The 22019-nt window shown below is 54.3% G+C and carries 20 protein-coding genes and 1 riboswitch; of the genes, 14 read left to right on the top strand and 6 right to left on the bottom strand.

Annotated elements, in window-relative coordinates; translation table 11 throughout:
* Positions 1 to 19: 19 nt before the first annotated feature.
* Together ACRBCU_RS03350 and ACRBCU_RS03345 are read right to left on the bottom strand one after the other, a co-directional pair.
* The gene (locus tag ACRBCU_RS03350; protein ID WP_431363945.1) at positions 20 to 1372 is read right to left on the bottom strand and encodes an aminotransferase class III-fold pyridoxal phosphate-dependent enzyme; all 1353 of its coding nucleotides are present in this window, start codon (positions 1370 to 1372) and stop codon (positions 20 to 22) included.
* The gene (locus ACRBCU_RS03345) at positions 1369 to 3282 is read right to left on the bottom strand and encodes a cation:proton antiporter (protein WP_431363944.1); all 1914 of its coding nucleotides are present in this window, start codon (positions 3280 to 3282) and stop codon (positions 1369 to 1371) included. Before ACRBCU_RS03345 ends, ACRBCU_RS03350 begins: the two co-directional genes overlap by 4 nt.
* Positions 3283 to 3424: 142 nt before the next feature.
* Between ACRBCU_RS03345 and smpB the strand changes: the two genes are divergently transcribed.
* From smpB to ACRBCU_RS03325, 4 genes are all read left to right on the top strand, one after another.
* The gene (gene smpB / locus ACRBCU_RS03340) at positions 3425 to 3901 is read left to right on the top strand and encodes an SsrA-binding protein SmpB (protein WP_431363943.1); all 477 of its coding nucleotides are present in this window, start codon (positions 3425 to 3427) and stop codon (positions 3899 to 3901) included.
* Positions 3902 to 4023: 122 nt separating this feature from the next.
* A complete protein-coding gene (locus tag ACRBCU_RS03335) occupies positions 4024 to 4296 on the top strand; it encodes a hypothetical protein (RefSeq protein WP_431363942.1) in 273 nt (90 codons plus the stop codon).
* 99 nt (positions 4297 to 4395) lie between these two features.
* Complete coding sequence (gene sseA, locus ACRBCU_RS03330) at positions 4396 to 5247, top strand: 3-mercaptopyruvate sulfurtransferase (RefSeq protein ID WP_431364004.1); 852 nt, start codon at positions 4396 to 4398, stop codon at positions 5245 to 5247.
* Positions 5247 to 6431, top strand: a complete 1185-nt coding sequence (locus ACRBCU_RS03325; RefSeq protein WP_431363941.1) for an aromatic amino acid transaminase — start codon at positions 5247 to 5249, stop codon at positions 6429 to 6431. The genes sseA and ACRBCU_RS03325 overlap by 1 nt, the downstream gene beginning before the upstream one ends.
* Positions 6432 to 6512: 81 nt before the next feature.
* On the opposite strand, the gene ACRBCU_RS03320 is transcribed toward ACRBCU_RS03325, so the two are convergent.
* The 3 genes from ACRBCU_RS03320 to ACRBCU_RS03310 all read right to left on the bottom strand — a co-directional run bounded on the left by ACRBCU_RS03320 (position 6513) and on the right by ACRBCU_RS03310 (position 10164).
* On the bottom strand, positions 6513 to 7244 hold the full coding sequence (locus ACRBCU_RS03320) for a metallophosphoesterase (protein WP_431363940.1): 732 nt from the start codon (positions 7242 to 7244) through the stop codon (positions 6513 to 6515).
* 84 nt (positions 7245 to 7328) lie between these two features.
* Positions 7329 to 8924, bottom strand: coding sequence for a phosphoglycerate dehydrogenase (serA, locus tag ACRBCU_RS03315; protein ID WP_431363939.1), 1596 nt, complete (start codon positions 8922 to 8924; stop codon positions 7329 to 7331).
* 97 nt (positions 8925 to 9021) lie between these two features.
* Positions 9022 to 10164 carry a phosphoserine transaminase gene (locus ACRBCU_RS03310; protein WP_431363938.1) on the bottom strand — a complete coding sequence of 381 codons (1143 nt, stop codon included), beginning with the start codon at positions 10162 to 10164 and terminating at the stop codon, positions 9022 to 9024.
* Between the two features lie 373 nt (positions 10165 to 10537).
* On the opposite strand from ACRBCU_RS03310, the gene ACRBCU_RS03305 reads away from it, so the two are divergent.
* The 7 genes from ACRBCU_RS03305 (at position 10538) to ACRBCU_RS03275 (ending at position 17094) form a co-directional block, all read left to right on the top strand.
* Positions 10538 to 13021, top strand: coding sequence for a S8 family serine peptidase (locus tag ACRBCU_RS03305; RefSeq protein WP_431363937.1), 2484 nt, complete (start codon positions 10538 to 10540; stop codon positions 13019 to 13021).
* A 95-nt stretch (positions 13022 to 13116) separates the two neighbouring features.
* The gene (locus tag ACRBCU_RS03300) at positions 13117 to 13581 is read left to right on the top strand and encodes a PTS sugar transporter subunit IIA (RefSeq protein ID WP_431363936.1); all 465 of its coding nucleotides are present in this window, start codon (positions 13117 to 13119) and stop codon (positions 13579 to 13581) included.
* 130 nt (positions 13582 to 13711) lie between these two features.
* Positions 13712 to 14989, top strand: coding sequence for a DUF2330 domain-containing protein (locus ACRBCU_RS03295; protein WP_431363935.1), 1278 nt, complete (start codon positions 13712 to 13714; stop codon positions 14987 to 14989).
* Positions 14990 to 15067: 78 nt separating this feature from the next.
* The gene (serB, locus tag ACRBCU_RS03290) at positions 15068 to 15937 is read left to right on the top strand and encodes a phosphoserine phosphatase SerB (protein ID WP_431363934.1); all 870 of its coding nucleotides are present in this window, start codon (positions 15068 to 15070) and stop codon (positions 15935 to 15937) included.
* 45 nt (positions 15938 to 15982) lie between these two features.
* Positions 15983 to 16318 (top strand): ArsR/SmtB family transcription factor, encoded by a 336-nt coding sequence (locus ACRBCU_RS03285; protein WP_431363933.1) that lies wholly within the window; start codon positions 15983 to 15985, stop codon positions 16316 to 16318.
* A gap of 3 nt (positions 16319 to 16321) precedes the next feature.
* Entirely contained in the window at positions 16322 to 16756 is a 435-nt protein-coding gene (locus tag ACRBCU_RS03280; RefSeq protein WP_431363932.1) for an SRPBCC family protein, read from the top strand.
* 26 nt (positions 16757 to 16782) lie between these two features.
* Positions 16783 to 17094 carry a YciI family protein gene (locus ACRBCU_RS03275; protein WP_431363931.1) on the top strand — a complete coding sequence of 104 codons (312 nt, stop codon included), beginning with the start codon at positions 16783 to 16785 and terminating at the stop codon, positions 17092 to 17094.
* A gap of 84 nt (positions 17095 to 17178) precedes the next feature.
* Here ACRBCU_RS03275 and aroC read toward each other — a convergent pair whose 3' ends face one another.
* Positions 17179 to 18279, bottom strand: a complete 1101-nt coding sequence (aroC, locus tag ACRBCU_RS03270) for a chorismate synthase (RefSeq protein ID WP_431363930.1) — start codon at positions 18277 to 18279, stop codon at positions 17179 to 17181.
* A gap of 382 nt (positions 18280 to 18661) precedes the next feature.
* A riboswitch (TPP riboswitch) is annotated at positions 18662 to 18764 on the top strand.
* A gap of 42 nt (positions 18765 to 18806) precedes the next feature.
* Between aroC and thiB the strand changes: the two genes are divergently transcribed.
* Genes thiB through ACRBCU_RS03255 form a run of 3 tightly spaced genes read left to right on the top strand, consistent with a single transcriptional unit; the run spans position 18807 to position 21995 of the window.
* Positions 18807 to 19784, top strand: a complete 978-nt coding sequence (gene thiB / locus ACRBCU_RS03265) for a thiamine ABC transporter substrate binding subunit (RefSeq protein WP_431363929.1) — start codon at positions 18807 to 18809, stop codon at positions 19782 to 19784.
* Positions 19760 to 21307 carry a thiamine/thiamine pyrophosphate ABC transporter permease ThiP gene (locus tag ACRBCU_RS03260; protein WP_431363928.1) on the top strand — a complete coding sequence of 516 codons (1548 nt, stop codon included), beginning with the start codon at positions 19760 to 19762 and terminating at the stop codon, positions 21305 to 21307. The genes thiB and ACRBCU_RS03260 overlap by 25 nt, the downstream gene beginning before the upstream one ends.
* Positions 21300 to 21995: a thiamine ABC transporter ATP-binding protein gene (locus ACRBCU_RS03255; RefSeq protein ID WP_431363927.1), complete on the top strand. Its 696-nt coding sequence runs from the start codon at positions 21300 to 21302 to the stop codon at positions 21993 to 21995. Before ACRBCU_RS03260 ends, ACRBCU_RS03255 begins: the two co-directional genes overlap by 8 nt.
* The last annotated feature ends 24 nt before the right edge of the window (positions 21996 to 22019 follow it).

Below are 22019 nucleotides of genomic sequence, written 5' to 3'. Positions count from 1 at the left end.
AACGTCAAGCAGGTTGCGCCTAAGCGGCGGAAAGCCCCGCATCCAATGCATCCAGAATGACCTGCACCTCTGCCTCAGAGATCGTCAGCGGGGGTGACATGAGGATATTTGGTGGCCCCATACGCACCATTGCGCCAGCCTCGTAGGTCGTTTGCTGAATGCGTTTGACGGTCGCAGGATCAACAGGCGTTTTCGCCGCGCGATCCGTGACCATTTCAAAGCCTACCATCAGGCCTTCGCCGCCGCGCACATCACCGATAATGTCGTGTTTGTCGGCCAGCGCTTGCAGTCCCTTGAACAACTGAGTACCACGCGCCGCTGCGTTGGTTTTCAGATCAAGGCGCTGGGTTTCAGCAAGGCAGGCCGTGACCGCTGCCGCGCCAACGGGATGCGCGGAATAGGTATAGCCGTGATAGATTCCGCCCTCGGCAGGATCGCTGTTCTCGAACACATCCGCGACCTTTTCGTTGAACATCGCTGCGCCCACGGGGAAGTAGCCCGACGTGATGCCTTTGGCGGTGCTCATCATATCAGGCTGCACACCCCAATGACGCGCGCCGGACCAGCTGCCTGTGCGCCCAAAGCCTGTGATTACCTCGTCAGAGATCATCAGAATGCCGTGACGATCACATATCTCGCGCATGAGACCCATAAAGCTGGCGTCGGGCACGATCACACCACCCGCGCCTTGGATCGGCTCCATGATAAAGGCAGCAATGGTGTTTGCGCCTTGGAACTGGATCTCGTCCTCAAAGGCCGCAGCGATGTTCTGTGCCAGTTGCGCGGGGTCAGTTTCATTGAACGGATTGCGGTAGGGATAGGGGCTCGGCAGGTGATAACAGCCCGGCAGGAGCGGTTCGTAATTGATGCGAAAACGGTTGTTGCCGTTCACCGAGGCACCGCCGAAATGCGTGCCGTGATAGCCCTTCTTGAGCGAGATAAACTTGGTGCGTGTCGGCTCACCGCGCAGACGGTGATACTGGCGCGCAAGACGCAGGCAGGTCTCAACACTGTCCGAACCGCCAGAGGTAAAGAACACACGCGCCATGCCGTCAGGTTCAAAGAACTCGCGCACCGCATAGGAGGCCTCAATCGCAGGTGGATTGGAGGTGCCAGCAAAGGCGGAATAATAGGGCAGATCATAGAGCTGCTTGGCGATCGCATCCTTCACCACATCGTTGGAGTATCCAAGGTTCACACACCAAAGGCCGCCCACGGCATCGACGGTTTTGTGACCATCCAAGTCCTCGATATGCACGCCCTCTGCCTTGGCGATAATCGCAGGCGGATTCGCTTGGCTATCAGCGGGATGACCCATTGGGTGCCACATGTGGCGCGCGTTGTTTTCGCGCAGGAAATTGTCGTCTTTCATAGCTGTTCATCGCCCTTGGAATTGCGTTTCAATATCTGTTCCATCTGTTCTCTGACCTCCGCCTCACGGCGCGGCGCGACCTCTCGAACTTTGGTCATGAAAGCCTCGTTCTCGAATGGGTTGATATTTACGTCATAAGTATCTGCAACCTCAATCATGCCAGCGCGATCGGATTCGTCGAAGACTTTGACCATGTCGCTGGCTTTGTCCGATTCTATACCCAATGCCTCAAACGCAGAGCGCGCCATGCGCAGTGAGCTGTCGTAAGTTTCGCGAATGATATCGCGGCAGCCTGCTGCGTAGAGTTCATAGACATGATTGCGATCAAGTGCGCGTGCCATAATATGCACGTTCGGATGGTTGGTGTGAATGTAGTGAACCATCTCAGAGATTTGTTCTTTGTTATCAATCGCGATGACGATCAGTTTCGCTTCATGGATGCCTGCGGCATGGAGCAGGTCAGGACGGGAAGCGTCGCCAAAGTAGGCTTTCACCCCGAATTTTTCCAACATATCGAGCTGCGCAGAAGAATAGTCGATGACAGTCGGTGTATGACCCGCAGCGCGCAAGACACGAGCAACCATGCCGCCAACGCGACCGTGACCTGCTACAATGATATTCGAGGTCTCATGGATTTCATCGGCTTCTCGCGATTCTTCGTTGGTGTACCGCGGGGCAATGACCTTGTCATAGATGATGAATAACGCGGGTGTCAGTAACATCGACAGGGCAACGACAAGCAGCAGGATATCCGCTGTGCTGCTCGGAATGATGTCGCCCGCAACCGCAAAGGACAGCAGCACAAAGCCAAACTCACCCGCTTGTGCGAGGCCAAGACCAAAGAGCCATTTGTCTCCGCCCTCAAGTTTGAAGATACGCGCAAGGAGGAGAAGCACGAAGGCTTTGACCGCGATCAGGCCCAGCGTCATCCCTACGATTGAGCCGATGTTTTCAAAGAGCAAGGCAAAGTTGATGCCTGCGCCGACGCTCATGAAAAACAGACCCAAGAGCAGGCCACGGAACGGATCAATGTCGCTTTCGAGTTCATGCCGATAAGCGCTATTGGCAAGAACAACGCCCGCGATGAACGTGCCAAGCGCAGGGGACAGGCCCACAAGCGACATAAGCAGAGCAATGCCAATCACGATCAGCAGCGCGCCAGCGACAAAGAGTTCGCGCAGACCTGCGCCAGCGATAAAGCGAAAGATCGGCGCGGTCAGGAAGCTACCACCGAGGATCACAGCCGCGACAGCACCCACCGTGACCAGCATGGTTTGCCATCCACTGAGGCCGTCAACGAGGCTGAGGCCAGAGCCATGATCGCCGTCATCCGCATGGCTATCCGCACCATGATCCGCCGCGCCATGTGCAGCATCACTTGCCACGTCCATCAGTTCTGGCATGGCCAGCAGCGGCAGCAACGCGAGCATCGGGATAACTGCGATATCTTGGGTCAGCAAAACCGAAAAGCTGGATTGCCCGCCGTCGGATTTCATCAACCCCTTTTCGTTCAACGTCTGCAAAACGATCGCCGTTGAAGACAGCGCCATAACCAGACCAATCGCCAGCGCGATAGACCAGGGTTGCCCAAACGCCATGCAAAGCCCCATGACAATAACGGTCGTCAAACCAACCTGACCACCACCGAGCCCCAAGAGCTTGGCGCGCATCGCCCAGAGCATCTTTGGCTCCAACTCCAGCCCCACAAGGAAGAGCATCATCACCACGCCAAATTCCGCGAAATGCTGAATGGCGATAACGTCAACATGCATCAGCGCAAGGATCGGGCTGATGACAATGCCAGCGATCAGATAGCCAAGCACAGAGCCAAGCCCAAGCCGCGAAGCAATTGGAACGGCGATGACCCCAGCACAGAGGAAGATGAAAGCGAGGAGAAGGAAATCGGTCATGAAAGCTGCTTACCATTTAGATGTTTCGCAATGACACTGCGCAGGCGAGCGCGACAAGTCCAGAGACATTTCTCAATTGGCCTTGGAGTGGACCGCGGAACGTCTTATGTAGAACGCTCAGACTGAGAAAGACGCGACGAGCATGGCCAAGCCCAAGGACAATCCGAATTACAAGGTGATCGCCGAGAATCGGCGCGCGCGCTATGACTATGCGATTCAGGATGACATTGAATGCGGGATCATTCTGCAAGGCTCTGAAGTCAAATCGCTTCGTGTGAATTCAGCAAACATTGCCGAGAGTTATGCTGAAGTGAAAGATGGCGAGCTATGGCTGGTGAACAGCTATATCGCACCTTACGAGGCCGCGAAGACCTGGGGGCACGAAGAAAAGCGCCGCCGCAAATTGCTCGCCTCGAAAAAAGAGCTATCGCGCATGTGGGCTGACACCCAACGCAAGGGCATGACGCTGGTGCCGCTGGTGCTTTACTTCAATCACAAGGGCTTTGTGAAACTGAAGATCGGCATCGCCAAAGGTAAGCAGAACCACGACAAACGCGCGAGCGATGCCAAACGGGATTGGGGTCGTCAGAAACAGCGCTTGCTACGCCACGGCGAGTAAAACGGGGAGTTTTCCCATCCTTTCCCCATGACAGAATGTCGCAAATGCAGTTAACGTTCGCCCTGCGCATAAGGTGGGCCGCATATGCGCTGCGATAATCTGGCCCGACGGGAAGGAATACTATGGAACTCTTGATTGGTCTTATTTCGGGTGCAGTTGGCGGCAACGTTGCTGGCGGTGTCTTGAAGAACCTGAACCAAGGTACGCTTATCAACTCAATCTCTGGCATCGTTGGCGGTGGCTTGGGCGGTCAAATCCTCGGCATGATGGGCGCTGGCGGCGCTGCAGGCGGTATGGATATCGGCTCGATCCTGACGCAAGTCGCAGGCGGCGGTGTCGGCGGCGGCGTTGTGCTGGCGATTGTTGGTGTCGTAAAGAACATGATGGCTAAGTAATAGCCTACTGGCATCGCGCTCAGCGCGGTGCCAACGCTTGCCACTGCGCGTCCTCGGCAGTAAGCAAGTAGTATCAAAAAGAGGGCAATTCTCATGGCAATGGACGATCCCACAACATTGGTTTCAACCGATTGGCTTGCTGCGCATATGCGCGATCCCGATCTGCGCATAATTGATGCGTCTTGGTATATGGCGTCCGAAGGTCGTGACCCAAAGGCTGAATACGATGCAGCCCACATTCCGGGCGCGCGCTTTTTTGATATTGATGAAATTAGCGATGCCCGCTCGAGCCTGCCACACATGGCCCCTAGTACCGAAAAATTCATGTCCCGCATGCGCGCCATGGGCGTGGGTGATGGCCATCAGGTCGTTGTTTATGACGGCGAAGGAGTGTTTTCCGCACCGCGTGTGTGGTGGCTATTTCGTTTGATGGGACAGATGAATGTTGCTGTGCTGGATGGCGGTCTAAAGAAATGGGTGGCCGAGGGCCGCGCTGTTGAGGACTTGCCCCCTGTTATTCGCGATCGTCATATGATGGTGCGTTTTCAAAACCAGATGGTAAAGGACGCAACGCAGGTTGCAGCGGCGTCAAAGCTTGGCACGCCTCAAATCGTCGATGCGCGTTCCGCCGAACGGTTTGCCGGCAGCGCGCCTGAGCCGCGCGAAGGATTGCGCGCGGGGCATATTCCGGGTTCGCGCAACGTTCCCTTTAAAAACTTGCTGAATGATGATGGCACGATGAAAGAGCCTGATGCTTTGAAGGCCGCCTTCGTTGACGCAGGTGTCGATATGGACAAACCCGTTATTACAAGCTGCGGCTCTGGCATCACCGCATGTATTTTATCGCTCGCATTAGAGCGGATCGGCAAAAATGATCACTCCGTTTACGATGGATCATGGACAGAGTGGGGCGCGGTCCCAAGTATGCCGATAGAAACAGGAGAAGCATGATGTTCGAGAACTTTAAACCGCTACCCGTCGATTCGATTCTGTCGCTCGTGAAGGCGTTTCGCGAAGACCCGCGTGATGGCAAAATTGACCTTGGCGTGGGTGTCTACAAAAACGCTGATGGTCTCACGCCCGTCATGCGCGCTGTGAAGGCGGCGGAAAAGAAGCTATGGGAGCAAGAGGACAGCAAGTCTTATGTCGCTCTCGCGGGTGATCCCGCGTTCTCTGATGCGATGATTGGTTTGGTGTTAGGCGAATCTGTTGCGCGCGGCTCTATTGCTGCGGCTGCAACGCCCGGCGGCACAGGCGCGATCCGCCAAGCGTTTGAGCTTGTGAAGCTCGCGAACGCGAACGCGCGCGTCTTTGTGTCCAACCCGACGTGGCCAAACCACACATCGATTCTGGACTATCTGGGCATGGAATATGTCGCCTATCGTTATTTCGACGCGGAAACACGCGGCGTTGATTTCGACGGCATGATGGCTGATCTGAAAGACGTGAAAGCGGGCGATATCGTGTTGCTGCATGGCTGCTGTCACAACCCGACAGGCGCGAACCTGAACCTGACGCAATGGCAGGCGGTTGTTGATTTGCTCAATGAAACAGGCGCGATTCCGATGATCGACATCGCCTATCAGGGCTTTGGCGATGGTCTCGAAGAAGACGCCGCTGCTGCGCGTCTTGTGGCCTCTTCCGTGCCTGAGTGTCTGATTGCGGCGAGCTGCTCCAAGAACTTCGGTATCTATCGCGAGCGCACAGGTATCTTGATGGCCGTCTCTGCGGATGCGTCTCAACAAGTGTTGAACCAGCAAACACTGGCCTTCTTGAACCGTCAGAATTTCTCCTTCCCGCCAGATCACGGCGCGCGTTTGGTGACGATGGTTCTGAGTGATGCAGAGCTATGCGCGGATTGGAAAGCCGAGCTGGAAGAGGTCCGGTTGGGCATGCTTGGCCTGCGCGAGCAACTCGCTGGTGAATTGCAGCGTCTAAGCGGCTCTGACCGCTTTGGCTTCCTCGCACAGCATCGCGGCATGTTCTCGCGTCTTGGAACTACGCCTGACATGGTGGAAAAGCTGAAGACCGAGCATGGCATCTATATGGTTGGTGACAGCCGCATGAATATTGCGGGTTTGAACGCGCAATCTGTGCCGATCCTTGCGAAGGCGATTATTGACGTAGGCGTATAGGGTTTCGTCTCGGCGTTGCCGAGCCGACAGGCTGGGGGACTAGTCCCCCAGACCCCCTAGGATACTTCCGGAGAGAAGAAGCTAGGAGTGCCTTAAGGGCTGGCGACCAGCCTTTGTAAGAACGTTGATTTTCGTTCCCTCAAAAACAGCCACAGTTAGTGGTTTGCCATACCCCGCACCAGTGTCGAGATTAACATGGTTGCCAGCATGTAGCGGTTTATCGACTGGTGTATGCCCATGCACCACAAGCGCACCGTGATCGCGCGTATCGCTGCCGAACTCTTCCCTGATCCAAACAAGATCATCTTCCGTTTGATCTATCAGCGCAACACCTGGACGCACGCCTGCGTGGCAAAAGAACAGTGGGCCTTGGGAAATAGAGACTTCGCAATCTTGCAAGAACCGTTTGTGGCTAAGTGGAACGGCGACTTGCGCTTCTTCATGCACGGCAAAAAGACGACGGCGCTCACCGACATCTACACCATATGACGCAAGCGTCGTTGTCCCGCCAAGGCGTTCATGCAGCCAATGATAGCCCACCAGCAAATGCGGATCATGACGTGGCACAGGCTCCATGAACCATTCGAACATGCGGTCATGATTACCCTTGAGAAAGCGCCAAGGCTTGCCTGCGGCTTTTCCTTGTACGAGACGTTCGATCACTGCTTTGCTATTCGCGCCGCGATCCACGTAGTCACCTAGAAAGATGATATGGGCATCAGCGCCGCCGTCTTCTTCGATCAACGCGAGCGCGTCTTCGAGCATTTCGAGCTGACCATGAATATCGCCCATGGCATAAATTGTATGTGTCATAAGTGCAGACCTAAACGAGAAAGGCCGCCCCGTGAAGAGCGGCCTTTGTATTCAGAAATCTATGTGACCTTTAGGGCTGGTATCTTATGCACCGTCGAATGTGAGCGGCTTAACGGAAGAGAACATGCCCGCGTTTTCCAGCGCTGCGAGCGCGGCTGCTGGCACTTCTTCGTCAACATAAAGCAGAGCAATCGCTTCGCCGTTGGCCTCTGCGCGGCCAAGGGTAAAGTTCGCGATGTTCACGCCATGCTCGCCCATTGTTTTACCCAGCGTACCGATGATGCCCGGCACGTCTTCGTTGGTTGTATAAACCATGTGCTGGCCAACCTCGGCGTCGATGTTGATGCCTTTGATCTGGATGAAACGTGGCTTGCCGTCAGAGAAGACTGTACCCGCAACAGAGCGCTCGCGCTTGTCGGTGACAACGGTCACTTTGATATAACCGTCAAACGCACCAGACTTGTCCTGATTCGTGGTGCTGATCTGAATGCCACGCTCGGCTGCGATCACAGGCGCGGACACCATGTTCACATCTGGATTCACGCGCTTCATGATACCGGCGATAGCGGCGCAGTTCAGCGCATCAAGGTTCATCTGAGCCACAGAGCCGTCATAAAGGATGTTGATTGCTTTGATCGGCTCGTCCGTCATTTGACCGATGAAGGCACCAAGGTGACCTGCAAGCGCGACCCATGGACCCATGATCTTAGCTTCTTCAGCTGTCACAGATGGCATGTTGAGAGCATTCTCAACTGCGCCTGTGTTGAGGTAGTTTGACATCTGCTCGGCCACTTGCAGCGCCACGTTCTCTTGCGCTTCGGTCGTCGCCGCGCCGAGGTGCGGTGTGCAAACAACGTTAGGCAGGTTGAACAGCGCGTTTTCTTTTGCAGGCTCTTCCTTGAACACGTCGAACGCCGCGCCAGCAACGTGACCGGATTTCAGCAGGTCCGCGAGCGCCTCTTCATCCACGAGACCACCGCGTGCACAGTTGATGATGCGAACGCCCTTTTTGGTCTTCTCGAGGTTCTCACGGGAGAGGATGTTTGCCGTCGCTTCAGTGAAGGGAACGTGCAGCGTGATGAAGTCTGCGCGTGCGAGCAATTCGTCCAGCTCAACCTTTTCAACGCCCATCTTCGCAGCTTTTTCTTCACTCAAGAAGGGGTCAAACGCGACCACTTTCATCTTGAGGCCACGGGCGCGATCGCAAACGATACCGCCGATGTTGCCTGCGCCAATAACGCCAAGCGTTTTGTTGGTTAGTTCGACGCCCATGAACTTGGACTTTTCCCATTTGCCAGCATGCGTGGATGCAGACGCTTCTGGAATTTGACGCGCAACAGCGAACATCATCGCGATGGCGTGTTCTGCCGTTGTGATCATGTTGCCGAATGGCGTGTTCATGACGATCACACCTTTCTTGGAGGCCGCAACCTTGTCGATGTTATCGGTGCCGATACCTGCACGCGCGATGACCTTCAGGTTCGTTGCAGCGTCGAGGATTTTCTCCGTGACTTTAGTCGCGGAGCGGATTGCAAGACCATCGTAGTCGCCGATGACTGCGGCGAGCTTGTCTTTGTCCTTGCCGAGATCAGGCTGGAAATCGACGTCGATGCCTGCGTCGCGGAAGATTTGAACCGCGGATTCAGAGAGTTTGTCGGATACGAGTACTTTGGGGGCCATGGTGTTGGTCCTTATGTCTGATAGGGGCGGTGCGCGCTATCACGCACCCTACATATGTTCGGGAAAGTAAGGTGCGTGGTTGCCACGCACCCTTGTTTTAGGAAGCTGCGAGCTCGGCTTCGAACGCGTAAGCGAGCCAAGACAGCATCGCTTCGATGTCCGAAGTTTCAACCGTACCGCCGCACCAGATACGAAGACCCGCAGGTGCATCGCGGTAGGCACCGATGTCGAGCGCAACGTCTTCGTTCTCCAGACGCTTGGCGACTGCTTTGGCAAACGCAGGGCCATCCGTGATGCGCGCATCGTTGAACTTGAGGCAGACAGAGGTGTTGGAGCGTGTCGCAGGATCGACCGCGAGGAATTCAATCCAATCGTTTGCTTCTACAAAGGCTGTGATCGCCGCCGTGTTCGCGTCGGCGCGGGCGATAAGCCCCTGAAGTCCGCCGACAGAGCGCGCCCAATCGAGGGCTTGTAGGTAATCTTCGACCGCGAGCATAGATGGTGTGTTGATCGTCGCACCTGTGAAGATGCCGTCGATCAGCTTGCCGCCTTTGGTCAGGCGGAAGATTTTCGGCAGAGGCCACGCTGGCGCATAGCTTTCCAAACGCTCAACAGCGCGTGGGGACAGGATCAGCATGCCGTGCGCCGCTTCGCCGCCCAGAACCTTCTGCCAAGAGAAGGTCGTCACGTCGAGCTTGTCCCAAGGCAGGTCCATCGCGAATGCAGCAGACGTCGCATCGCAGAGCGTCAGACCAGCGCGATCGCTCGGGATCACATCGCCGTTTGGCACGCGAACGCCAGAGGTCGTACCGTTCCACGTAAAGCAAACGTCGTTGTCGAAGTTCACGCCGGAGAGATCAACGATCTCGCCGTAGTCAGCGGTCTTTGCAGTCGCGTCGATCTTGAGCTGCTTGACCACATCTGTGACCCAGCCAGCGCCAAAGCTTTCCCAAGCAAGCATCTCAACGTGACGCTCACCTAGAAGGTTCCACATGGCCATCTCGAATGCACCTGTGTCAGATGCAGGCACGATGCCGATTTTGTAATCGGCAGGAATGCCGAGGATGTCGCGGGTCTCTTCAATCGCGGCTTTCAGCTTGGCTTTGCCAACGGCTGCGCGGTGCGAGCGGCCCAAGGGCGCGTCGGACAGATTGTCGAGTTTGAAAACGGGGGGTTTGGCACAGGGGCCAGAAGAAAAACGCGGATTGGCCGGACGCGTCGCCGGTTGCTCGATAGCCATTGCTGGTATCCTCTCAGATATATGCCCTTCGTTGGGGAAGGGTGTCCCACCGCCGGACATACGGGCGGTGTTTTTGAACCGCAACAGTGAAAATAGAGCAATCTACTGTCATTTTGACCTAAAGTGCGGCCAGTTGTTTCCGATAGGCGCATTCAGCGCGACAGTTTTTAGGTTTTCGCCAACGTACGACATTTAGAGGACGTACGTTTTGATTCCCCACAAAGCTTAGTCGCCTTGTAGCCTTCGTTCCGTCTACGTGCGAAAGATGCAATGCGCGACTGCAAATCGGTGACGTTAAACACCTCGATGGTGGACCGCGCAGAATGCTTGTTTGGGCAATATGTAACGTGTGATAATTGTTAGGAAGAATACTATGACGACGCCAACAGATCCATCTTATGCGAGCCAAACCTTTTTAACGGTGATCGGCGATATCGAAACCATTTGGAGCGAATTCAATGGAAACGGCATCCAAGTAGGGGTCTATGACGATGGTGTCGAGTATTCTCACGAAGACCTTGCAACCAACTATGATTCTTCACTTCATTTCGTTCACAACGGCATAACTTATGATCCTTTTCCGTTGGTAGGAGCAGATGCGCATGGCACTGCATGCGCGGGTATCATTGGCGCAGTTGGGCAAAATGGGACAGGCGGTGTCGGTGTTGCTTGGGGGGTAACGCTCACCGGCGTTAACTTTCTTGAAGGGCTGCCAAACCTTGCAGCAGAAGTTGCGTCCCTCGCATGGGGGCAACACTTTGACCTGATAAGCAACAGTTGGGGCCGCACACCCTCTTTCGGTAGTTACCAAAACCTAGCGAATGTAAATTCGGATGTTTACGACGAAGTCTATAATGGCATGGAGGTCGCCATAGAGAACGGACGTGCTGGACTAGGTACGGTGATCATGCAAGCGGCAGGAAACGAAACTTCCGATGCCAATGCGGACGGCATCAACGCAGTTCGCTACACGACAACCGTTGCCGCGACAGAACTTGATGGGTTTGTCGCAGATTATTCCAACTACGGCGTTTCGATTCTCGTTTCAGCACCGGCGAGCAATTACACAACGGATAGAACCGATAGCGACGGGTATACGAACGACAACTACATTTCCGACTTTGATGGAACCTCCGCTGCAACCCCCGTTGTTTCTGGCGTGGTCGCTCTCATGCTTGAAGCCAATGAAGATCTTGGCTGGCGCAATGTTCAGGACATTCTGGCAATTTCTGCCGCTCATACTGGATCGGCTTATGGGAGCCCTGCTTCAGGATTTGAGCAATCCGCATGGGTTGAAAACTCAGCGACCAACTGGAATGGCGGCGGTATGTCCTTCAGTCTGAGTTACGGCTTTGGCATGGTGGATGCTTTTTCAGCGGTGCGTATGGCCGAAGCATGGTTGGTGATGCACGACGAGGCGCAAGATAGCTCAAACGAAGTGAGCCAAAGTTTCGCGATCTTGGACAGCCAATTAATAAGCGACAACGCGACAATAACATCCACTATGACGGTCGTGTCAGGTGGCATGTACGTAGAAGACCTAATGGTGACGATTGATCTAACGCACACGTTCACCAGCGATCTGGTGATTTTACTTTATGCGCCCGACGGCAGTGCGATTCCTCTATCCGTTTTCCAAGGCGGTGGCTCAGAATTCACAGGAAGTTGGTCTTTCGGAGTAACCGCCTTGCTTGGCGCAGAGGTCATTTCTGGCGACTGGACATTGTCAATTGAAGATACGGAATCGGGGGATACTGGCCTTCTGTCCGGTTGGTCGATGGACTTCTACGGACAGGCCTTGGACACTAATACAACGCATCATATTACCGATGATTTTCAAATGTATGCGGCCGTAGACGTTGATCGAATGACAATCAGCGATAGCAATGGGGGCAGTGACGACTGGCTGAATATGGCAGCTATCGCAGCCAAAATTATTTTGGATTTGGATAGCGCCGGCAGCAATGACATTCGCGTCGGAGGAGTGACTTGGGCCGATATTGAAGCTGGCACGAACATCGAGAACGCCTATCTGGGTGACGGTGATGACAAAGCATTTGGCAACAGCTCTGCCAACGAAATTCACGGCGCACGCGGGAATGATACGCTTAACGGATATGGCAATGACGATGTTCTCTTGGGGGGTGCCGGAAATGACACGCTAAAGGGCCAAAAGGGAGCTGATACGCTAGAGGGCAATGAGGGAACGGATCGCCTTGAGGGCGGCAAAGGAAAGGACGAACTGCGCGGTCATGAAGGCGCTGACAGTGTTTTCGGAGAAGGCGGAGACGACAAAATCTTTGGTGGGGACAATAGCGATCTGCTTAAAGGCGGTTCTGGCGGAGATATTGTTGAGGGCGGTAAAGGCGATGACACCATCGAAGGTGGTGATGGCAAGGATCTTCTAGAAGGCGGCAAAGGCAGCGACACTATTGAAGGTAATGTCGGCGATGATATGCTGTTGGGGAACGATGGGGATGATCGCCTTGAAGGCCATAAGGGCGATGATACCCTCTATGGCGGCAATGGCAGCGACACACTTCAAGGCGGTAACGGAAGTGACATTCTTGCAGGCGGAAGCGGCGACGATACGCTGAATGGGGGCGCGCAAGCGGATCGCTTTGTGTTCAACAACAATGATGATGAAGATACCGTGGTTGACTTCAACAACAACACGGACACGATCGAGTTGAACGACAATCTATGGTCTGGCGTCAGAAATGCTTCGCAGGTGCTGACGGACTTTGGCGTGATCATCGCAGGAGATGCCGTACTGGATTTTGGTGGCGGCGATGTTCTTGTGATCGAAAATATAGGCAGCTTGGGACTGCTTACTAACGATATTGATATCGTCTGATTCAATCGCAAAGGTGGGTTAAGAATCCGATCATATTGATTTGGCTGGCTGCGCCCTGTAAGACCCCGCCATAAGATCCGATTAGGAACAGGCGTATGGATATCTTGGATTTGTTGATGCCCGAGGCAGTGAAAACTGTCTCAACGGTTTCAAGCAAGAAGATGCTTTTGCATTCAATGGCTGATCTCGCGTCGCATGCTTATAGTCTTGATTCTGCGAGTACCCTAGCCGCGTTGCAAGAACGCGAAACCCTGGGGACAACTGGTGTTGGGCAAGGCGTCGCCCTGCCCCACGCCCGCATAGACGGGGTCGATGTTGTAAAGGGTATGTTCATTCGTCTCGAGACGCCTATCGATTTTAGCGCTGTTGATCGTAAGCCTGTTGATCTGTTTTTTAGCCTCCTCGCGCCAGAGAACGCGGGTGTTGCCCATCTCAAAGCGCTCGCGCTTATCTCGCGCACAATGCGTGAAGCGAGAACCTGCGAAAAGCTACGGGCGAATGATGATCCGGAAACGCTTTTTGCCATTTTGACAGAAGCGAAACGTCAAAACGCCGCTTAAGCCTTTTGCGTAGCTAAAGACCTGCCCCAATCGCGAACGCCTAGTCTGTCACATTTCGTGAAGTGCCAGAACATGACGCTTTGCCTAAGCTCTACTTATTAGATCAATATTGCTTAGTCCGAGGTGTGAGATGCGAATTCTCTTTTTGCTTTTATTAACAGTGTTCGGAACATCAGAAGCCAGCGCATTTTGCGGCTTTTACGTCGCCAAGGCAGATGGCGCTCTGTACAACCAATCGTCAAAAGTTGTTTTTGTCCGTGATGGGAACAAATCGGTAATCACAATGTCATCGGATTATCGCGGCGCGCCCGCTGATTTTGCGATGATTGTGCCAACGCCCAAGGTGCTACGCCGCGATCAAATTCAGACAGTTGATGCTAAGATTGTCGCCCATCTGGACAGCTATACGGCCCCGCGATTGGTCGAATACTTTGACGACGACCCTTGCGCTCCAGAACTTGCTATGGCTTCCCCAGTTATTGTCGAAGAGTCTTCGGCTCGACGAAATGTAAAGAAACAATCTCTGCAGATCCGTGCGCGCGCCAAGGGCGTGACGATCAAGGCGCAATATGCGGTTGGTCAGTACGATATACTTATCCTCAAAGCGAAAGAATCTGACGGGCTTGCAACATTCCTGACGGCAGAGGGTTACAAGCTCCCGCAAGGCGCGGATTTAGTTTTGGCAGACTATATCGGCGCGGGGATGAAATTCCTTGTTGCTAAAGTAAATTTGAGCCGTCACGCGGCGAAGCAATCGCAAGACCTACCGCCTTTGCAAATCTCTTTCCGCTCAAAATCCTTCATGCTGCCTATTCAGCTGGGCAAGCTAAATGCGGAAAAGGCACAAGATGCACTGTTCTTTTTGCTCTCGCGCAAAGGCCGCGTTGAAGTCGCCAACTACAAAGCAAAAGATCTTCCAAGCGATGGCGACGTACCTGTGTTTGTCGAAAAGGTATTCGGGCAGTTTTACAAAGCAATGTTTGCCAAAACGGTAGGGCGTTCTGGTGGGATCGTAATGGAATATGCCTGGGATATGGCATGGTGCGATCCATGTGCTGCGGATCCACTACCCAATGCTGACCTGCGCAAGCTTGGCGTACGCTGGGCCCGTGGAAATGGGACACCGCAGAATGTCTATGTGACGCGCTATCATGCGCAATATAGCAAAGGGCAAATGCCAAAGGATCTCGTGTTTAGAGAGACAAACAACCGGCGCAATTTCCAAGGCCGCTATGTCATGAATCATCCCTACGATGGAAAAGTAACGTGCGATGAAGGGCGAGACTACGTGCGCGATACGAAAAAACGTTTAGCGCAAGAAGCGAACTACCTATCAAGCATAACAGGGTGGAGTGTTTCTTCGATCAGAAAGAACATTCGAAAAACAGTACCCGCAGCGTATCGATAAAACCTAAACAATGAGGGTGACTCTGGTATGCGCTTGCGTCTTAGGTTAGGGCAAGCGCGTTATCAAACGGAGACGCCCATGTTCATCTGCTCACTTATTGCCCGTCCAGGTTCGCTTGATCCTTCTCTGGTCGCTTCCTTGCAAAGCGCTTGGGGTGGCGGTGACGCAATTTGGCTAAGTGCAGATGAAGCTGCCGAGTTTCCTTTGGAACGCGTGCCAAGTAATCTTTGGGATGTGTGGGCGGATGTCCAAAAACTGAATGTAGATTTGGTTGTAACGCCCGCTGAAGGCCGCCGTAAGAAGATGCTGCTGGCCGATATGGACAGCACAATGATCCAGCAAGAATGCATTGACGAGCTGGCCGACGAAGCTGGTTTTGGTGAACGCGTTTCCGCGATAACCGCAGCCGCGATGAACGGAGAGCTTGATTTCGACGGGGCCTTGCGCGAACGGGTCGGCTTGCTCAAAGGGCTGCCCGAGAGCGTTATTAGCGACGTTCTGGAAAAACGCATCACGCTCATGCCTGGTGGGCCTGTTTTGCTCGCGACGATGAAGGCGAATGGCGCTTATGCGGCGTTGGTGTCTGGTGGGTTCACTGCGTTTACCTCTGCGATTGCGGGCAAGCTTGGCTTTGATGAGAACCGCGCGAATACATTGATTGCAGCGGATGGCGTTCTGACGGGAGAGGTCGGAATGCCGATTCTCGGCAAGCAGGCCAAGGTAGATGCTTTGGAAGAGATCACAGCGCGTTTGGGAATTGGTGAGATCGATGTCCTTGCGGTTGGCGATGGCGCAAATGATCTAGGCATGCTGACACGCGCGGGTATGGGCGTTGCGCTTCATGCCAAGCCTTCAGTTGCAGCTCAGTGTGACGTGCGCATTAATTTTGGCGATCTGACGGCGCTTCTGTTTGTGCAGGGCTATTCCAAGGCCGAATTTTCCCTCTAGAAATTAACAATTGTTTTAATTAACAATTTGGTTAATTGTTGTGTCATGACCCATGACCAACATCCACTGATTCCCATTTTCTCTGCCCTTGCAGATCCCACGCGCTTTGCTGTGGTGAGCAAACTGCTAGAGGACGGCGAAACCCAAGCAGGCGAGCTGCATGGGCTGGCGGATATTTCCGCACCTGCGATTTCGCGGCATCTCAAAATTTTGAAAGAGGCGGGCGTTATCAATCAGCGTAAAAGCGGGACCAATCGGCTCTATTCCGTGAACCCGAATGCGGTTGAAGAGCTTTCCGCATGGACCAAAGACATGCGCAAGTTCTGGGAAGCTGGGCTTGATCGTTTGGACGCAATTTTACCAAAACCGAAAAAGGACTGACCTATGGATGATCTCGTAATTGAGCGGACCTATGCCGTGAGTGCCCAGCAGCTTTTTGATGCGGTGACCCAGTCCGATAGTCTGGCTGGGTGGTTTGGACCGGAAGGTGTGAAAGTCGTGGATCACGATTTGTCCTTTGAAACGCTCGGGCCGTGGTATGCTGATATGCGCGGCTCTGAGGGTGGCAAATACAAAGTGTCGGGCGAGGTGTTGCGCGTCGATGCGCCGAATTCGGTCGAGTTTAGCTGGGCGTGGCATAACGACGAAGACGTCAGGGGGCATGAGAGCACCGTTAAGTTTGCTGTCGAGGACTTGGGTAACGGATCGGCGAAACTGGTTCTAACCCACAGCGGTCTTGCAGATGAAGAGCAATGCACGAACCACAATAGCGGCTGGTCATCGTCGCTGAATAAGCTGCCCAAGGTTTTGGGCTTATAAAACCGGATTCAAAAGGGAGAAAGAAAATGGCGAAATTTGTATTTGCATACCACGGAAACGGGATGCCAGACACGCCTGAAGAGGGCGAAAAACTCATGGCCGCTTGGGGCGCATGGATGGGCGGTATGGGCGAAGCATTGGTCAACGGCGGCGCTGCCGTTGGGCTGTCGAAGACAGTGTCGCAAAGCGGCGTAGTAGACAACGGTGGTGCAAATCCGATTTCTGGCTATTCAGTTGTTGAGGCAGCGGATATCGACGCAGCAATAGAGATGGCAAAGGGGTGCCCGATTTTGCAATCTGGCGGTTCTGTTGAGGTTGCGCCGGAACTGGAAATGTAAATGATTTCCGATTGCCTTTGGCAATCGGACCATCTGGGGGACTAGTCCCCCAGACCCCCTAGAGTTTACTTGGAAAAATGAAGATCAGCCGATTTGGCCCTGGTTTTCACCGATTTGACCGCGATGCAGAAGCAGGTGGTCGAGGATCACGCAGGCCATCATGGCCTCTCCCACAGGGACGGCGCGAATGCCGACGCAGGGGTCATGGCGGCCTTTGGTGATGATCTCTGTGTTTTCACCAGATTTGGTAATCGTTTTGCGGGTCGTCAGAATTGAGCTGGTCGGTTTGACTGCAAAGCGCACAACGATGTCTTGGCCCGTGCTGATCCCGCCAAGAATGCCGCCTGCATGGTTGGAGCTATAGCGCGGGCCATCGTTACCCATTGTGATTTCGTCTGCGTTTAGCTCACCCGTGAGCATCGCAGCAGACATGCCTTCGCCGATCTCGACGCCTTTGACGGCATTGATGCTCATCATTGCTGCGGCGAGGTCGGTGTCTAGTTTGCCATAGACAGGTGCGCCGAGGCCTGCAGGCACGCCGCGCGCGGTGACTTCTATGATTGCGCCGACGGAGCTTCCTGATTTACGAAGGTCGTCGAGGTAGTCGGCCCATGTGTCGGCGGCTTTGGCATCTGGGGTCCAAAACGGGTTTTGCTCGATCTGATCCCAGTCGAAATTCTCGCGATCAATCTCGTGCACGCCCATGCGTGTCATGTAGCCTGTGATTTCGACGCTTGGCGCGAACTTCGCAAGCGCTGCGCGGGCAAGGCCGCCCGCTGCAACGCGCGCCGCTGTTTCGCGGGCCGAAGAGCGTCCGCCGCCGCGATAGTCGCGGTTGCCGTATTTTTGATAATAGGTGATATCCGCATGGCCCGGGCGGAATTTCTCGATGATATCGCCGTAATCTTTTGAACGCTGATCGGTATTTTCGATCATCAATTGAACAGGCGTACCCGTTGTCTTGCCCTCAAACGTGCCTGAGAGGATTTTGACCTCATCCGCTTCACGGCGCTGCGTCGTATATTTGGACGTGCCGGGCTTGCGTTTGTCGAGCCATTGCTGGATTGAGCTTTCATCAATCCCCACATTCGGCGGGCAGCCATCCACAGTTGCACCCAACGCGGGTCCGTGACTTTCACCCCAAGTGGTGACGCGGAAGATGTGACCGAATGTGTTAAGGCTCATGGGTGTGTTCTCGCGATTGTGTCCGCAAGGGACATACGCGGGACACGACCCAAAGCCAAGTCATTGTGACAAGCGTATTCGCCGTCGATTAGCAAAATCTGTAATGAGATTTGTTAGCCGATCCACGATGATGACCATAAATGTCGTCATCCAAAGCGGCATGTCGTAGGTCGTAACGAAACCGAACCAAAAATAAATGAGCCAAATAACCATCAGCTCGACACACAAAATTGCAAGCCTCATCATCCCATGGGCGTTTCCTTTCTCTTGATTTGTGAATGTAATGATCTTTAACATAAGGGGGCAAAAAAGTAAACAAAATAAAGCCTTAACGGGTACGAAAACAGCATGCTTGTGTCGTTGCCTTTGCCTGTCTATATCTGAGCGCACCTCGGGGGGGTCTTCGGACCTGAGATTTGCACGTTGCATGACCCGTTGAACCTGAACCGGTTAGGACCGGCGGAGGGAAGGTCTGGACAACTTCCACACCCGTTCCATCCGCTCGCCTACATTTATGGAGGATGCCGATGAAGTATCTTGGATGTGTAGCGGGTGTTTTTGCGGCCTCAATGGCAGCGGCAGAAACGCCTGAATTGGTGGTTTACACCTACGACAGCTTTGTTTCCGACTGGGGCCCCGGCCCTGCGGTCGAAAAAGCGTTTGAAGCGGAATGTGGCTGCGATCTGAAACTCGTCGGCGCAGGCGATGGCGCGGCGCTTATGGCGCGGGTCAAACTTGAGGGCGCACGCACAGAAGCAGATGTTGTTCTAGGTCTTGATACCAACTTGACAGCGGGTGCAATGGCGACCGAACTATTCGCGCCGCACAGCGTGAGCGCAGAGTACAGCCTGCCGATTGCTTGGGATGATGCAACGTTTGTTCCCTACGATTGGGGCTATTTCGCATTCGTTCATGAGGACGGCACCAAGGCACCAGCGAACCTGAAGACGTTGGGTGAAAGCGATCTGAAAATCGTTATCCAAGACCCTCGTTCATCTACGCCCGGCCTCGGCCTGCTGATGTGGGTGAAAGCCGCTTATGGCGATGAAGCCCCTGCGATCTGGGAGAGCCTATCCGACAACATCGTGACCGTCACCAAAGGTTGGTCCGAGGCTTATGGCCTGTTCCTCGAGGGTGAGGCAGACATGGCGCTGTCTTACACGACCTCCCCAGCCTATCACCTGATCGCAGAAGAGGATGCAGGCTATGCGGCCGCGTCTTTTGACGAAGGTCACTACTTGCAGATCGAAGTTGCGGGCAAATTGGCGTCCACGGATCAGCCAGAGCTGGCAGACAAGTTCCTTGCCTTTATGGTTGGCGATACGTTCCAAAGCATTATTCCGACAACCAACTGGATGTATCCAGCGGTGACGCCAGCGGACGGTCTGCCAAAAGGGTTCGAGACACTCGTCACACCTGAGAAATCCTTGCTGGTTCCAGCGGCAGACGCCGTTGCGGTTCGCGATGCAGCTTTGGCCGAATGGCTCACAGCGCTCAGCAAATAAACCCATGGTTTGGTGTTGGGGCAGCGACGCTGGTTGCTGCCCTGATACTTGGCACTCTTGGCGTCGTTGGCTGGGCTGCGCCAGATGCGGGGCGCTTGTCACCAAGCGATTGGGCAGCCGTTCGGTTTACTGTGAGCCAAGCGATCTTGTCAGCGTTGTTGAGTGTCGCGCTAGCTATTCCTGTGGCGCGCGCCCTAAGTAGACGTCATTTTCTTGGGCGCGGCCTCCTTGTCACGCTACTGGGCGCACCCTTTCTTTTACCTGTAATCGTCGCGGTGATGGGCCTGCTTGCGGTCTTTGGGCGTTCTGGTTGGGTAAATCAGGGACTTGAGCTTGTCGGCCTGCCTGCGATCCCGATTTACGGGTTTCATGGGGTTGTCATAGCCCATGTGTTTTTCAACCTACCCCTCGCGACACGCATTATTTTGCAAGGCTGGAGCGGGATTCCCGCTGAGAGATTTCGTCTTGCCGCACAACTCGGGTTTTCGCCTATCGATATCTGGCGGCATCTTGAAAGACCGATGCTCAAGCGCATTGCACCCGGTGCTTTCGCGATTATTTTCGCGATTTGCTTATCGAGTTTCGCCGTCGCCCTGACCCTCGGAGGGGGGCCGCGCGCGACGACGGTCGAACTTGCAATCTATCAAGCGTTTCGGTTTGATTTTGATCTGGGGAAAGCAGCGCTCCTTGGGACGCTACAACTTGGCTTGGCGGGATCCGCGGCGCTTTTGGCGCTTTGGCTTAGCGCTGGCCAAGGCGGGTTCGGCAAAGGCTTGGATCGCGTGCCTAAACGCTGGGATAGCGTTTCAACCTCGTCAAAATTTATAGACGCTCTCGTTATTGGGGGTGCTGCGCTCTTTTTATTGGTGCCACTTGTTGCGGTCACGGTGCGAGGCATCAGCGCACTGCCTGAGCTTCCCCTCTCGGTTTGGCTTGCCGCACTGCTGTCGCTGAAAGTAGCATTTATCTCAACCTGCGTCGCGCTTGCTTTGAGCCTGAGTATCGCGCTTGCAGCTGTCAGGTTCGCATGGATCGAAGGGGTTGGCTTGCTTGCAATTGCTGCGTCGCCTTTGGTCATCGGAACCGGCTTGTTTATTCTGATTTTTCCATTCGCTGCACCGCAAGACTGGGCAATGCTTGTAACCGCTTGTGTCAACGCGGTGATGGCATTGCCTTTCGCGTTAAGGGTCTTGATCCCAGCCGTGCAAGATACCTGCGATGGATATGGACGCCTCTCGCTAAGCCTTGGTATGTCGCGTTGGGCAATGGTGCGTATGGTGATATTACCGCGCGTGCGCGCGCCACTTGGGTTTGCAATTGGCTTATCAGCGGCGCTGTCTATGGGAGACTTGGGTGTCGTAGCCTTGTTCGCTGGCACCCAAGAGGCGACTTTGCCCTTGCAGATATTCCGATTGATGGGCGCTTATAAAATGGACGTGGCGGCGGGCGCAGCACTTTTATTGGCGCTCTTGTCGTTTGGCGTGTTTTGGATGTGCGATGCATGGGGGCGACGCAATGCTTGAACTAAGACAAATCGAGCTGGCTCAGGGCAGTTTCCATATGAGCGCGACTTTAACGCTGCCAGCCAATGCACGGTGCGCTGTGATCGGTCCATCGGGCGCGGGCAAATCAACTTTGCTAATGGCACTGGGCGGTTTTCTTGCCCCTGTTCGCGGTCGCATACTTTGGCATGACAAAGACATTACAAAAACCGCCCCGCGCGAGCGGCCCTTTTCCGTGCTGTTCCAAGATAACAACCTATTCCCCCATATGAACGTCACACAAAACGTAGGCCTCGGAATTCGACCGTCTTTACGTCTGTCCACCAAAGAAACATCTCAGGTTGAGGCGGCATTAGAAGCGGTTGGCCTAGCGGGAATGGGCGCGCGTAAACCTACTGAGTTGTCGGGTGGGCAACAGAGCCGTGCTGCCTTAGCCCGTGTGCTGGTCCAAGATAAGCCGGTCATCTTGCTGGATGAGCCCTTCGCGGCACTTGGTCCTGCTTTGAAAGACGAGATGCTCGATTTGGTCAAGCAGCTTAGCCACGATACGGGTGCAGGGCTATTGATGGTCAGCCATGATCCAAGCGACGCGGCACGTATTTGCGAACACGCAATTCTTGTCGCGGATGAGCGAGCGCATGCGCCCGTTCTTACTAAAGAGCTTTTGGCTAATCCGCCCGAAGCCTTGCGCCTATATCTCGGCACATAAAAACCCCGCCTGATCACTCAAGCG

It is taken from the genome of Planktotalea sp., assembly GCF_050633725.1.
GTDB lineage: Bacteria > Pseudomonadota > Alphaproteobacteria > Rhodobacterales > Rhodobacteraceae > Planktotalea.
The sequence above is the reverse complement of the archived record's forward strand: the minus strand, read 5'-3'. Positions and strand labels throughout refer to the sequence as shown.